At 43.3% G+C, this 13174-nt stretch carries 14 protein-coding genes and 1 riboswitch; of the genes, 10 read left to right on the top strand and 4 right to left on the bottom strand.

The genetic code is table 11. The annotated features are described in order from the left end of the window. Positions 1–103: 103 nt before the first annotated feature. From htpX to AAGA51_RS09475, 9 genes are all read left to right on the top strand, one after another. Positions 104–970 carry a protease HtpX gene (gene htpX, locus AAGA51_RS09515; protein ID WP_042481914.1) on the top strand — a complete coding sequence of 289 codons (867 nt, stop codon included), beginning with the start codon at positions 104–106 and terminating at the stop codon, positions 968–970. A 186-nt stretch (positions 971–1156) separates the two neighbouring features. Continuing rightward, a complete protein-coding gene (locus AAGA51_RS09510) occupies positions 1157–1576 on the top strand; it encodes a nuclear transport factor 2 family protein (protein ID WP_042481916.1) in 420 nt (139 codons plus the stop codon). Further along, positions 1573–2298: an SDR family NAD(P)-dependent oxidoreductase gene (locus AAGA51_RS09505; protein ID WP_042481918.1), complete on the top strand. Its 726-nt coding sequence runs from the start codon at positions 1573–1575 to the stop codon at positions 2296–2298. The genes AAGA51_RS09510 and AAGA51_RS09505 overlap by 4 nt, the downstream gene beginning before the upstream one ends. A 12-nt stretch (positions 2299–2310) precedes the next feature. Further along, a complete protein-coding gene (locus AAGA51_RS09500) occupies positions 2311–3588 on the top strand; it encodes an NAD(P)/FAD-dependent oxidoreductase (protein WP_042481920.1) in 1278 nt (425 codons plus the stop codon). Beyond that, complete coding sequence (locus tag AAGA51_RS09495; RefSeq protein ID WP_042481921.1) at positions 3588–4364, top strand: DUF1365 domain-containing protein; 777 nt, start codon at positions 3588–3590, stop codon at positions 4362–4364. Before AAGA51_RS09500 ends, AAGA51_RS09495 begins: the two co-directional genes overlap by 1 nt. After that, positions 4361–5602, top strand: a complete 1242-nt coding sequence (locus AAGA51_RS09490) for an SAM-dependent methyltransferase (RefSeq protein ID WP_042481923.1) — start codon at positions 4361–4363, stop codon at positions 5600–5602. The genes AAGA51_RS09495 and AAGA51_RS09490 overlap by 4 nt, the downstream gene beginning before the upstream one ends. Positions 5603–5604: 2 nt before the next feature. After that, positions 5605–6129 (top strand): DUF2878 domain-containing protein, encoded by a 525-nt coding sequence (locus AAGA51_RS09485; RefSeq protein WP_042481925.1) that lies wholly within the window; start codon positions 5605–5607, stop codon positions 6127–6129. Beyond that, positions 6080–6637 (top strand): chalcone isomerase family protein, encoded by a 558-nt coding sequence (locus tag AAGA51_RS09480; RefSeq protein ID WP_081878657.1) that lies wholly within the window; start codon positions 6080–6082, stop codon positions 6635–6637. The genes AAGA51_RS09485 and AAGA51_RS09480 overlap by 50 nt, the downstream gene beginning before the upstream one ends. Next, positions 6637–7167 carry a DUF3833 domain-containing protein gene (locus AAGA51_RS09475; RefSeq protein ID WP_042482185.1) on the top strand — a complete coding sequence of 177 codons (531 nt, stop codon included), beginning with the start codon at positions 6637–6639 and terminating at the stop codon, positions 7165–7167. The genes AAGA51_RS09480 and AAGA51_RS09475 overlap by 1 nt, the downstream gene beginning before the upstream one ends. A gap of 59 nt (positions 7168–7226) precedes the next feature. Here the strand turns inward: AAGA51_RS09475 and purB are convergent, their stop codons facing one another. The 3 genes from purB to mnmA form a co-directional block, all read right to left on the bottom strand. Continuing rightward, positions 7227–8597, bottom strand: a complete 1371-nt coding sequence (purB, locus tag AAGA51_RS09470) for an adenylosuccinate lyase (RefSeq protein ID WP_042481927.1) — start codon at positions 8595–8597, stop codon at positions 7227–7229. 150 nt (positions 8598–8747) lie between these two features. Continuing rightward, positions 8748–9365, bottom strand: coding sequence for a high frequency lysogenization protein HflD (gene hflD, locus AAGA51_RS09465; RefSeq protein ID WP_042481929.1), 618 nt, complete (start codon positions 9363–9365; stop codon positions 8748–8750). A gap of 11 nt (positions 9366–9376) precedes the next feature. After that, positions 9377–10501, bottom strand: a complete 1125-nt coding sequence (gene mnmA, locus AAGA51_RS09460) for a tRNA 2-thiouridine(34) synthase MnmA (RefSeq protein WP_042481931.1) — start codon at positions 10499–10501, stop codon at positions 9377–9379. A gap of 275 nt (positions 10502–10776) precedes the next feature. Between mnmA and AAGA51_RS09455 the strand changes: the two genes are divergently transcribed. Next, positions 10777–12081, top strand: a complete 1305-nt coding sequence (locus AAGA51_RS09455) for an inosine/guanosine kinase (RefSeq protein ID WP_042481932.1) — start codon at positions 10777–10779, stop codon at positions 12079–12081. Between the two features lie 93 nt (positions 12082–12174). Here AAGA51_RS09455 and AAGA51_RS09450 read toward each other — a convergent pair whose 3' ends face one another. After that, the gene (locus AAGA51_RS09450; protein WP_042481934.1) at positions 12175–12585 is read right to left on the bottom strand and encodes an H-NS family nucleoid-associated regulatory protein; all 411 of its coding nucleotides are present in this window, start codon (positions 12583–12585) and stop codon (positions 12175–12177) included. Positions 12586–12987: 402 nt separating this feature from the next. After that, a riboswitch (Lysine riboswitch) is annotated at positions 12988–13170 on the top strand. The last annotated feature ends 4 nt before the right edge of the window (positions 13171–13174 follow it).

Raw genomic sequence — 13174 nt, 5'->3', positions numbered from 1 at the left:
TTTAAATCGCAGACACTATGTATTAGAAAAGTCCTGAAGCCTTTGTGTGGAATACTTCACCGGCTTTGGGTTAATAGTCAGCTTTCCTCAACGGAGATAATTAATGAAGCGAGTATTGTTATTCTTGGCAACCAACCTAGCCGTCGTAATGGTGCTAAGTGTTGTTTTGAATATTGTTTATGCCACTACAGGGATGCAACCGGGTAGTTTATCTGGATTGCTCGTAATGGCAGCCGTGTTTGGTTTCGGCGGTTCATTTATTTCACTCTTAATGTCAAAGAGGATGGCTCTGAGTTCAGTGGGCGGTGTTGTAATTGAAAACCCACGTAACGAAATGGAGCACTGGCTGCTGGAAACTGTGAAGCGTCAGTCGCAGCAAGCAGGTATTGGTATGCCTACTGTTGCTATTTACGATTCTCCAGACATGAACGCATTTGCTACTGGTGCAAAACGTGATGATTCGTTAGTGGCGGTTTCTACAGGTTTGCTACATAACATGACACGTGATGAAGCTGAAGCTGTGCTTGCTCATGAAGTTAGCCACATTGCAAACGGCGATATGGTTACCATGACCTTGATGCAAGGTGTTGTGAACACATTCGTGATCTTCTTGTCGCGATTTATTGCTAACATTGTTGCTTCTCGTAACAGTGACGAAGAAGGCCAGGGCAGCAACATGATGGTGTACTTCGGTGTTTCTATGGTGCTTGAATTGGTGTTAGGCTTCCTAGCAAGCTTCATTACCATGTGGTATAGCCGCCATCGTGAGTTCCATGCTGATGCGGGCGCTGCTCAATTAGTGGGTAAGCACAAGATGATTGCGGCATTAGAGCGTTTGAAGATGAGCTACGAACCTCAATTGGAAGGTTCTATGATGGCATTCGGTATCAACGGCAAGCGTACGATGACTGAGCTATTGATGAGCCATCCACCGCTTGATAAACGTATTGCTGCATTACGCAACTCTTAAACTTTAAAAGCCAGCTTCCGAGCTGGCTTTTTTGTGCCTTCAATTTGGCACTCTACTCTACCCCAAAATCCTTGCTAAAGAATTCTTACAAAAAGTTGTACAAATATTTTTTTGTACAACTTTTCTTTGTGCGCTATCCTAACACTTAACTTATACGGAAAATAAATTTGTACAGGTTTAGCAAATATGGATATCCAAGTTATCGCCCAGTTTTATCAGCAGCTCAACAAAGACAATTTGCATCTGCTGCCAGAGGTGTATCACAAACACGTGGTATTTGAAGACGCGGCGCATCGGATAGAAGGGTTGGAAGCATTGCAAAGCTACTTTGCTAACCTTTATGAGAATGTAGAGCGATGTGAGTTTTCAATTGCGGAACAACATCAGTCCAATGATAACGGATTTATTACTTGGACCATGCATTTACAGCACCCCAAGTTATCCGGTGGCAATCCAATTGATGTTAAAGGTATGAGCCACCTTAAGTTTGCCGACGGCAAGGTTATATCCCACCGAGATTACTTTGATCTGGGCGAAATGCTTTACGAGCACATCCCTTTACTTGGTGGAATTATTAGAAGTATTAAGCGGAGGCTGGGCCAATGAGTGCAGTACTGATTACCGGAGCAACATCTGGCATTGGGCAGCAATTGGCCTTGGATTATGCCAAACGAGGCTGGCAAGTTATCGCTTGTGGGAGAAATAAAGAATCTTTGGCTAAGCTAGATGAAGCGTATTCAAATATTGAGACTTGCGAGTTTGATATTACGGATCGAGTGCAGACCTTCAATGCGCTGCGCAGTTTATCGTTGACTCCAGACCTTTGGCTTCTTAATGCGGGCAATTGTGAGTATATCGATAATGGAGAAATGGATTCGAAACTGGTTGAGCGAGTGTTTCAAACCAATGTGTTCGGTTTGACTAATATTATTGAAGCGATAGAGCCTCATTTAGTTTCAGGGCACAGAGTGGCGGTGGTGAGTTCAATCGCCAGTGAGCTGGCGCTACCGCGAGCGGAAGCCTATGGTGCATCCAAAGCTGCAGTCGGATACATAGCTCGCTCATTACGCTTGGATTGGCGCGACCGAGGAGTCGAAGTATCTACAATTTTCCCTGGTTTCGTTGATACGCCGCTAACCGCGAAAAATACCTTTTCTATGCCCATGCTCATCAGCGTTGAACAAGCATCAGAAGCGATTCAGAAAGGTTTAGATAAGGGGCAGGCTAACATTTATTTCCCCAAACGATTTACCTGGATTTTAAGAATACTGGGGTCATTACCTTACTCATGGCAGCACGCAGTGACTGGTCTGCTGTTTCGGTCTTAAAAGGAAAACAAGATGAAGATTGCAATTATTGGTACAGGTATTTCTGGTTTGTCTTGCGGTTACTATCTGCATGAACAGCACGACATTACGGTATTTGAAGCCAATGATTATATTGGTGGTCATACAGCCACGGTTGACGTTGAAGTTGGCGGAAAAACTTACGCGGTAGATACCGGTTTTATTGTTTACAACGATCGTACATATCCTAACTTTATTAGTTTAATGGCCGAGTTAGGTGTGACAACAATGCCGACCGAAATGAGTTTCAGTGTTCGTAATGATGCGAATGGTCTTGAATACAATGGTCATACGATCATGACTCTGTTTGCTCAGAAACGTAATTGGCTGAACCCTCGTTTCTATCAGTTTATTTCCGAAATTCTGCGTTTTAATAAGTTAGCCAAACAAGAAGCCAAGGAGTCTGAAGTCAATCTGCAAACTCTTGGGCAGTTTCTCAATCATCATGGCTTTTCGCATTATTTCTGTGAAAACTACATTCTTCCAATGGGCGCTGCTATTTGGTCGTCGTCTCTGGCGGATATGCGTGCGTTTCCATTAACGTTTTTCCTGCGCTTTTTCTTAAATCACGGGCTGCTTGATATCAGCAATCGTCCTAAATGGAACGTTATTCAAGGCGGCTCTCGCTCTTACATTGAGCCACTTACCCAAGGGTTTAAACAGAGTATTCGCACCAGTTCACCTGTCGACAAAGTAAAACGTGCCGCTGGTGGTGTTGAAGTGACAAGTCTTGGCAAAACCGAGTGGTTCGATGAAGTGGTTTTTGCTTGTCACAGCGATCAGGCGCTTTCGATGCTGGAAGACGCAACAGAAAGTGAGCAGCAAATCTTGTCTCAGCTCGGTTATCAGGCAAACGAAGTGATTCTGCATACCGACACCAGTTTACTGCCTAAGCGTAAAGCGGCTTGGGCGTCATGGAACTATTGGTTGAGAGGGGATGAAGGGCAGGATTCTCACTTACCTTCACTCACCTATAACATGAATATTTTGCAGCATATTGATGCACCAGCGACTTTCTGTGTGTCACTAAATAGCAGTGAGCACATCGACCCGAACAAGATTCTTCGCAGCTTTGTTTATCACCATCCAGTGTTTACCGAAGAGTCGATTAAAGCGCAGCAACGTAAAGCAGAAATCAGCGGAGAAAATCATACTTGGTTCTGTGGAGCATACTGGCACAACGGTTTCCATGAAGATGGCGTGCGAAGTGCGTTAGATGTGGTGACCAATATTGCGCGCGTTAATGAAGCCAAGATGAAAGGGGCTGCGTAATGTCAGCCCTCAACAGCCAACTGCTCGTTGGCAGTGTGAGGCACAGACGCTTCACTCCTAAGAACCATGCGCTGACCTATTCCTTGTTTATGCCCTGCATTGACTTGGATGAATGGACTTCGTTATCGCAAAAAGTATGGGGACTAGGCGAGAAATGGTGGCACTGGGCAAGATTGCGCCGTGAAGATTACCTTGGAGACGGTGAACTCAAACAGGCTGTACAAGATAAAGTGTTTGAACTCACGGGCAACCGAATAGAAGGCAAGGTGCTTGCCGTGATTCACTTGCGCTACTTAGGTATCTATTTCAGCCCTGTGAATTTTTATTACCTCTATGACGAAAATGGTGAGTGGCGTTATTTGCTGGCAGAGGTCAGCAATACACCTTGGAATGAACGCCACTACTACGCGATACCGGCTGAAATGGGCGCTGACGGAGAGAACTGGCAACATGACAAAGCGTTTCATGTTTCTCCGTTTAATCCGATAGATCAGCAGTACCAGTGGAAGTTAAAGCCGTTGACTGAGTCTCTAATGGTGCATTTGGAATGTCATCGCGAAGGTAAAGCATTCGACGCAACACTGGCTATGAAAGGCCAAGAATTTACCACCAAAGGTTTGCTTGCTTTGTTAGCAAAAACGCCGGTTATGGCGATAAAAGTGACATTAGGAATTTACTGGCATGCGCTGAAACTATGGATGAAAGGTGTGCCGATTCATGATCATCCGAACACACAAAAAAAAGAAAACAATCGTAGTAAGGAGAATACGCAATGATAAATGTGACTTCTATGGATATGCCAACCAGCTTATCTGCGTGGCAGAAAAGCGCTCGCAACGTTGCATTTAAATGTTTGCAGTACTTGGATGTCGGCAGCTTAACGATTGTGGAGTCTTTTTCTGATCAGGCGTCTAATCAGCAGCAGTTTGGTCATAAAAATCAAGATGAACCTCATGCAGTGATCTGGGTTAAACATCCTGATTTTTATTCGCGACTATTGAAAGGTGGCAGCATTGCAGCCGCAGAAGCGTATATGGATGACTGGTGGGATAGCCCAAATCTAACGGCTCTAATGGAACTTATGGCGAAAAACATGAGTGCGTTAGACAGAATCGAGCAACGCAGCAGTTGGTTGACGCAGTGGGCGTATAAGGTTGGCCATTGGTTCAAACGAAATTCCGTTGATCAGGCCAAAGAAAACATCGAAGCGCATTATGATCTGGGAAATGAACTTTACAAGACCTTCCTAGACAAACGAATGCTCTACTCAAGTGCGTTGTACTCATCGCCAAATGACACATTAGAGCAAGCGCAGATTAACAAGATGGAACGCCTCTGCCAGCAGTTAGAACTGGAACCGAGTGACCATGTAATTGAAATCGGTACAGGTTGGGGCGCTATGGCGATTTACATGGCTCAAACATACGGATGCCATGTCACCACCACCACCATCTCGGAAGAACAATACAGTTATGCGAAAGAGCAAATTGAGCGCGCAGGTTTAGGTGACCACGTCACTTTACTTAAGCAAGACTACCGAATGTTGGAAGGTCAGTACGATAAGCTGGTTTCTATCGAAATGATTGAAGCAGTGGGTAAGCAGTATCTTAAGTCTTACATCAAGAAGTGTCAGTCGCTACTAAAACCAAAAGGTTTAATGGCAATACAAGCGATTACCATCGCCGATCAGCGTTACGACTATTACAGCAATAATGTTGATTTTATTCAGAAATATATTTTCCCGGGTGGTTTTTTACCGTCGGTTACGGTACTGACTCAAACGGCTACTCAGCATAGTGATTTGATTACCAGAGATATTTTTGATTTAGGGCTCGATTATGCTCAAACCCTGAAAGACTGGAGGCTGCGTTTTGAACAGTCACTTGAGCAAGTGTCACTGCTCGGTTATGACGAACGCTTTATTCGTATGTGGCGTTACTATTTCTGCTATTGCGAAGGTGGCTTTAACGCGCGAACCATAAGCACCATACATATGACGCTGCAACGAGGCTAACTGTGGGGCGCCTATTTGTCGTATCACTCTGGTTCCAGATAATCTGGTTTCTCGCAGTTCTGGGACAGGAGCGCTTTCAGTGGCTGACTTTGGCTTTGGGGCTAGTGACGTTAGGTTACGCTGCCTATTCAAGCCGTGATGACATTGGCAGGATATTAGCGCTTGGTGTCGGAGGAATTGCTTTAGATTCCTTTAATAGCGCATTTGGCCTATTGGTATTTAAAAGCGCTCACGTACCTGTGTGGCTAGCCGCTCTCTGGTTGGTGTTTGTCTGGTACGCAAGGCAATGGGTACCGCACTTAAGCAAATACCGTAAAGGCTTGGTGATGCTGTTTGTCGGCGTCTGTGGCGCTTTGAGTTACTGGGCTGGATATAAATTTTCAGCGGTTGAATTTTCATTATCCGTTGTAGGTTCACTAGTCGTATTAACTCTGCAATGGGCTGGTGTAGCGTGGTTAATCATGAGGGTGTTTACTAATGATTGCTCAGTTTCGGTCAATAATCCTGACACTGATAGTACTCGTTAGCGCTAATGTCAGCGCAACGGGAAATACAAATGATGTTGTTCGTCAATGGCAACAGTGGCCAATTGTCGGTCAGGCGACGCTCTCTTGGCTGTGGCTGGATATTTACTCCTCCCAGTTACGTTCGCCAGATGGCAAGTACAAACTAGAGGGTGATATTTCACCGCATCCCGTAGCGTTGGAAATTCGCTATCTCAGGGATATCAGTAGTACTCAGTTGCTCGAAGCAACAGAAGAACAATGGCAAAAACAAGGCTTCAGTGATGAGAAGATCAGCTCTTGGATGCCAAAATTAACAACTATATTTCCCAGTGTGAAAACCGGTGAAAAGCTGATTTATGTTACGGATGGCACTGCGGGTGAGTTCGTCTATATTTCCAACGCTGGTGAACAGAAAGTGGTGGGAACGATAGACGATGAGTCACTGAATGATGCGTTTTTAGCCATTTGGTTATCACCTAAAACGGAATATCAAACCTTGCGCCAACAACTATTAGGGATGAATCGATGATGAGTTGGGTTAAAAAGAGTTTTGTGGCGTCAGTATTGCTGTTATTGACAGCATGCAGCGCCGAGTTATCGGATTATCATCAAAGCGAACCGAAATTCGACCTGTTCGGCTATTTCGAGGGCAACACGAAAGCTTGGGGAATGGTGCAAGATTATACCGACAAGCAGACTCGACGCTTTGAAGTGGATATTGAAGGGCATATTATCGGTAACACTCTGACACTGACCGAAGATTTTGTCTTTGACGATGGCGAGAAGAGCCAACGGGTTTGGGCAATTCAGCGTTCGTCGAATGGTTTCTATCTTGGGCGAGCTGACGATGTTATTGGTGACGCTATCGGGCAGGAAGTCGGCAATGCACTTCAGTGGAAGTATGATTTCTTGTTAAAAATGGACGATGGTGAAATTGAGGTGACTTTTGATGACTGGCTTTACCGTCAAGATGAGACTCGGGTATTTAACATCACCAAGATTAAAAAATTTGGCATTGAAGTGGGGCGGGTAACGCTGTTCTTCGAAAAGAGTCAATAAATAAACTTATGGCAAATAAAAAGGGAGGCGCTGCCTCCCTTTCTTAATCTAATTACAGCTTATAGCTTGTCAGTTAGTTCAATCGCTTGACCGATATAGCTTGCAGGTGTCATTTCTTTCAAACGCGCTTTTTCTTCTTCTGGCAGTTCTAGGCCATCAATGAAGTTACGCATTGCTTCACCGTCAACACGTTTACCACGAGTGAGCTCTTTTAGCTTCTCGTATGGCTTTTCAATGCTGTAACGACGCATCACTGTTTGTACTGGCTCTGCTAGAACTTCCCAGTTCTTATCCAGTTCAGCCAGTAGAGCTTCGCGGTTCACTTCTAGCTTGCTGATACCTTTCAGAGTCGACGTGTAGGCAATGATTGCATAACCCACGCCCACGCCTAGGTTACGTAGTACCGTTGAGTCTGTAAGGTCACGTTGCCAGCGAGAGATAGGCAGTTTTTGTGCTAGGTGAGTAAACACAGCGTTTGCCAGACCTAAGTTACCTTCTGAGTTTTCGAAATCGATTGGGTTAACTTTGTGTGGCATGGTTGAAGAACCGATTTCGCCAGCAATTGTTCTTTGCTTGAAGTGACCTAGAGCGATGTAGCCCCAAACGTCACGGTCGAAGTCGATAAGAATCGTGTTGAAACGTGCCACGGCATCAAATAGCTCAGCGATGTAATCGTGAGGTTCGATTTGAGTTGTGTACGGGTTCCAAGTTACGCCAAGAGATTCTGTAACGAACTCTTCGCTGAATTTGTGCCAATCAACCGTTGGGTAAGCAGAAAGGTGTGCGTTGTAGTTACCTACAGCACCGTTGATTTTCGCTAGGATTTCAACGTTCGCGATTTGCTTGTATTGACGTTCCATACGGTACGCAACGTTCGCCATCTCTTTACCCATAGTCGATGGGGAAGCAGGCTGGCCGTGAGTACGAGATAGAAGTGGGATATCACGATATTCAACCGCTAAGCCACGGATAGCATCAATAATGTTACGGATTTCAGGAAGAATAACCGAATCACGAGCTTCTTTAAGCATCAGAGCGTGAGACGTGTTGTTGATGTCTTCAGAAGTACATGCAAAGTGAATGAATTCATTAACTGCGTGAAGCTCAGGAACGCCAGCAACTTTTTCTTTTAAGAAATATTCCACTGCTTTTACGTCGTGGTTAGTTGTGCGTTCGATATCTTTGATACGTTGTGCATCAGCTTCGCTGAAGTTTGCTGCAACGCTATCAAGGAATTTGTTTGCTTCTTCACTGAATGCAGGAACTTCTGCAATCTCAGCTGTTGCTGCAAGCTTCTGTAACCAGCGAATTTCAACGATAGTACGGTATTTAAGTAAGCCAAATTCACTAAAAATACTGCGTAGTGCAATAGTTTTACTGCCGTAACGGCCGTCTACTGGTGAAACAGCAGTCAATGCTGACAGTTCCATGATCTTCTCCTGAATTGGTTTCTAAATTTCGTGTGCTTTATACCAGTATCAATGGCAATTGTCACGAATATTGCGCAAACGTTTGCGCGAGATTTCTGCTACTCAAAAACGATGAGTAAAAAAATTAGCTCGCATGGTGCGAGCTAACGATTACATTCTAGCCAGTAATATCTTGGCTTGATCAACCATCTTCTTGCGTCCGAAGACCAGATGGAGACGTCGGCCGCCGACTTGGCGCCAAAGCACTGCACAACGAATACCGGATAACAGTAGTGCGCGCACTTTTTGTTGATTTGCGGTTTGCTGTAATACCGCTGGATTACCTGCAACTTGAATACGAGGGCCGATAGGGCTGATCACATCGAGGTAAACGCTCGCTAGGTTGCTGATCATCTGTTCATCAAGTAAATCAAAATGTTCAACTTGGCGTTCAATCATTTGAATGCGATCACCCAGTTGAGACATTGCATCTCTACGGCTGGATAACTTACGTTCTAAAGCCAGTAAGCTAATTATGTAGCGAGTGATAGCACTGCCTGAAGGGGTGCTGTCTATGCCATTCACCAGACACTCAAGACCGACCTTCAAATCAGCTTCGCTACCGAAAACACCAATAGTATTACTTGGATTGGTTGCTAAAATTGCACGCAGTGAAGTTTCAAACGCGTCTGAATCACAGTAACCGTCTTTCGCTACTTTTTGCACTAAAGCGACAGCTTGGCAAATTCCAGCAAATGCGATAGTTCGGTCATAAATTGTGTTAGCCACGTAAATACTCCTTAACAAATACGTTGTTCAATAATGCCGCCACCCAGACATACATCGCCTTGGTAGAAAACAGCAGACTGTCCTGGGGTAACTGCGACTTGTGGGTCATCAAACATCACCTTGATGTTGTTGTCATCCACAGGGATAACGGTACAAGGAATGTCAGTTTGACGGTAACGTGTCTTCACTGAGCAACGGAACGCTTCTTTCACTGGCGTACGATCAACCCAATGAAGTTGTGAAGCCATTAATCCGTATGATTTCAATAACGGATGGTCTGCGCCTTGTACTGCGATAAGTACGTTACGTTTAAGATCTTTCTCTGCTACGTACCATGGGTCTTCGTTACCGCCGCCACCTTTTTGACCACCAATGTGCAAGCCTTTGCGTTGCCCTAATGTGTGGTACATAAGGCCTTGATGTTCACCAATAACTTTACCTTCAGGGGTTTCAATTTTACCCGGTTGAGCAGGCAAATAGCGAGACAAGAAGTCTGTAAATTTGCGCTCACCGATAAAACAGATACCGGTTGAATCTTTTTTCTTCGCAGTGATTAAACCTTGCTCTTCAGCAATACGGCGAACCTCTGGTTTTTCTAATTCACCGACTGGGAACAAACTGCGTGCAACCTGTTCGTGGCTCAGCGTATATAAGAAGTAGCTTTGGTCTTTATTATTGTCTTTACCACGTAGCATTTGTGGCTTTTCACCCTCTTCTACGAAAGTGCGACGAACATAGTGACCCATAGCTATATAGTCTGCATCTAACACTTCATCTGCAAACTCTAAAAATGCTTTGAACTTGATTTCTTTGTTACAAAGAATGTCTGGGTTTGGTGTGCGACCCGCTTTGTATTCCGCTAAGAAATATTCGAACACATTGTCCCAGTATTCCGCTGCGAAATTAATCGTGTGTAAATAGATACCAAGTTTGTCGCAGACAGCCTGTGCATCGGCAAGATCTTCTGCTGCCGTACAATATTCTTCGTTATCGTCTTCTTCCCAGTTCTTCATGAACAAGCCTTCTACCTGATAGCCTTGTTGTTGAAGAAGATATGCTGAAACGGAAGAATCAACGCCACCTGACATGCCTACAATGACTTTCTTTTGGCTGTTTGCGTTGCGGTTATCTGACATGACTTAATACCACTTGATTGACTTGGACGCAGATTCTAACAGAAAGACTTTTTTGAGGACAGATCAGAGACTGAGTTCACACTTCTGATTTGGTGTATTTCAGCTTCATTGATGTGGGAAATAGAAATGTAATCGTTATCTACTATCGTTGTAAAAAAGACTTGTGTAAAAAACTTTTACTACGTAAACGTTTGCTATCCTTTGTTGAGTTGCCGCTTTACTGGACGCAGGGTAAAATTCCGGCTCTTTTCTTCTCACGCACCTAAATTATCGTTATGAAATTTCCTGGCCAACGTAAGTCAAAGCATTACTTTCCAGTCGATGCACGTGATCCATTAGTTATCCAAGCGCAAGATAATAAGAGATTATCTCGCACACATATTATCGGTATTGATCAGACCTTGGTTGATATTGAAGCGAAAGTGGATTCCGAACTCATTGAGCGTTATGGCCTGAGCAAAGGTCACTCTTTAGTGATTGATGATGAGACCGCTGAAGCTTTATACACTGAGTTAAAGCAAAATGGTTTAATCAAAAATGAATTTGCGGGTGGAACTATTGGCAATACCTTGCACAATTATTCTGTGCTAGCCGATGACCGTTCAACGCTATTGGGTGTGATGAGCCAAGATATTAAAATTGGCAGCTACGGTTATCGTTATTTATGTAATACCTCTAGCCGGATGGATCTAAATTATCTGCAAGGTGTTGACGGAGCAATCGGGCGTTGTTTCGCTTTAATTACAGAAGACGGTGAGCGTACTTTTGCAATTAGCGAAGGCCAAATGAATAAACTTCACCCAGACAGCATTCCTGAAAAAATATTTAAAAATGCATCTGCGTTAGTGATCACCGCATATTTGGTTCGTTGTAAAGAAGGCGACCCAATGCCACAAGCTACAATGCGCGCAATTGAATATGCAAAGAAGTATGACGTGCCAGTTGTATTAACATTAGGAACAAAATTCGTTATTCAGGATGATCCTAAATATTGGCAAGAATTTTTGCGTGATTACGTTTCTGTTGTTGCAATGAATGAAGATGAAGCAGAAGCATTAACGGGTGAAAGTGATCCATTAATGGCATCGGATAAAGCATTAGATTGGGTTGATTTAGTTTTATGTACCGCTGGGCCTGTTGGTTTATATATGGCGGGTTATACCGAAGAAGAAAGTAAAAGAGAGACTTCTTTACCATTATTGCCGGGTGCGATTCCAGAGTTTAATCGCTTCGAATTTAGTCGCCCAGCAACAAGACTGAGCTGCGAAAATCCAACTCGAGTTTATTCTCATATTTCACCTTATATGGGTGGTCCAGAGAAAATTAAGAACACGAATGGGGCAGGTGATGCTGCTTTGTCTGCATTGCTTCATGACATGGCAGCTAATAAATATCATAAAGGTAATGTGCCTAATTCAAGTAAGCACCAACATAATTTCTTAACCTATTCTTCTTTCTCACAAGTTTGTAAATATGCAAACCGTGTAAGTTATGAAGTGCTAGCTCAGCATTCTCCTCGTTTATCTCGAGGTCTTCCTGAGCGTGAAGATAGCTTAGAAGAAGCGTATTGGGAAAGATAACGCTAGCCTGAATAAAGTTACATCTATCAATATGATTTAATAATAGGTATAAAAAAGGCTCCGAATTCGGAGCCTTTTTTGATAACTAGAAAATTAAATTTCGAATTGTTCTAGAGATTTGCCTTCATCTAAAGCTTTTTGAATTGCTGAAGGTGTACGGCCTTGGCCTGTCCAAGTTTTCTCTACGCCATTGTCCATGTATTTATATTTTGCTGGACGAGGTGCGCGTTTGCCTTTTGCTTTTGATTTAGATTTTGTTTCGCCAGCAAGAGCAGAAATTAATGCTTCAACATCAATACCGTCATTAGCAATTTGCTCAGCAATTGCTGCTAATTTTGCTTCTTGTTCAGCTAGAGCAGCTTGTTCTTTTTCTTCAGACTCTCTGCGCTCTTCAACTACGATCGTTAATTTATCAAGCGCTTCTTCAAGTTGCTCTAAAGTTAGATCGCGTGAAAATGCACGAAGACTACGAATATTTAATAGAGTTTTAGTGATTTCCGACATTTCTTAATCCTGTTTAATTAAATAATTAACGGGGTAATAATAAACCGACTTATTAGTTCTTACAATATAATTAATTCAACATTAATGTAAATATTCTGAAATTTCCACCATAGGTAGTAATTAAAGTTAGCCTTTTAAAACTTAGCCTTAAAAAAAGAAAGGTAATATTAGGACTTCAGAGCGTCAGGTACGGACTATTTTTATGCAATTAATGTAATTAGGTCTAAAACTCTATGAGTTAGGTTATGAAATATAATTCATTCACGCTGTGAATAAATAGAGGTGATGAAAAATGAAATTGTATGTTGCATTGACAGTTTTGTTAAGTACAATACGTCACACCTAAAGCGGAGTATGCTCAATAATCACGCAATAATAAGTTTGCGTAGGTAATTGTTCTATCTTCGACGTAGAGGAGCGATGTTGATCAGTATCCAGTATTGGGGTGATGCCAATGAATACCGGAGAAAGGCCATATCGCCGAAGTTAGTCAGGCCATCAATCTGCTAGCTGGGGTTGTCATCGAATAGGGGCAACACTGCCATAGTCTATATTGTTGTTAAACTATGGAGCGCTACTGTAGGGTTGG

The organism is Vibrio diazotrophicus (genome assembly GCF_038452265.1).
GTDB lineage: Bacteria > Pseudomonadota > Gammaproteobacteria > Enterobacterales > Vibrionaceae > Vibrio > Vibrio diazotrophicus.
This window is presented reverse-complemented; position numbering and strand designations above follow the sequence as displayed.

Coding starts and splice junctions, on each gene's coding strand:
- htpX (WP_042481914.1), top strand. CDS start 104: ATGAAGCGAGTATTGTTATTCTTGGCAACCAACCTAGCCGTCGTAATG.
- AAGA51_RS09510 (WP_042481916.1), top strand. CDS start 1,157: ATGGATATCCAAGTTATCGCCCAGTTTTATCAGCAGCTCAACAAAGAC.
- AAGA51_RS09505 (WP_042481918.1), top strand. CDS start 1,573: ATGAGTGCAGTACTGATTACCGGAGCAACATCTGGCATTGGGCAGCAA.
- AAGA51_RS09500 (WP_042481920.1), top strand. CDS start 2,311: ATGAAGATTGCAATTATTGGTACAGGTATTTCTGGTTTGTCTTGCGGT.
- AAGA51_RS09495 (WP_042481921.1), top strand. CDS start 3,588: ATGTCAGCCCTCAACAGCCAACTGCTCGTTGGCAGTGTGAGGCACAGA.
- AAGA51_RS09490 (WP_042481923.1), top strand. CDS start 4,361: ATGATAAATGTGACTTCTATGGATATGCCAACCAGCTTATCTGCGTGG.
- AAGA51_RS09480 (WP_081878657.1), top strand. CDS start 6,080: ATGATTGCTCAGTTTCGGTCAATAATCCTGACACTGATAGTACTCGTT.
- AAGA51_RS09475 (WP_042482185.1), top strand. CDS start 6,637: ATGAGTTGGGTTAAAAAGAGTTTTGTGGCGTCAGTATTGCTGTTATTG.
- purB (WP_042481927.1), bottom strand. CDS start 8,597: ATGGAACTGTCAGCATTGACTGCTGTTTCACCAGTAGACGGCCGTTAC.
- mnmA (WP_042481931.1), bottom strand. CDS start 10,501: ATGTCAGATAACCGCAACGCAAACAGCCAAAAGAAAGTCATTGTAGGC.
- AAGA51_RS09455 (WP_042481932.1), top strand. CDS start 10,777: ATGAAATTTCCTGGCCAACGTAAGTCAAAGCATTACTTTCCAGTCGAT.
- AAGA51_RS09450 (WP_042481934.1), bottom strand. CDS start 12,585: ATGTCGGAAATCACTAAAACTCTATTAAATATTCGTAGTCTTCGTGCA.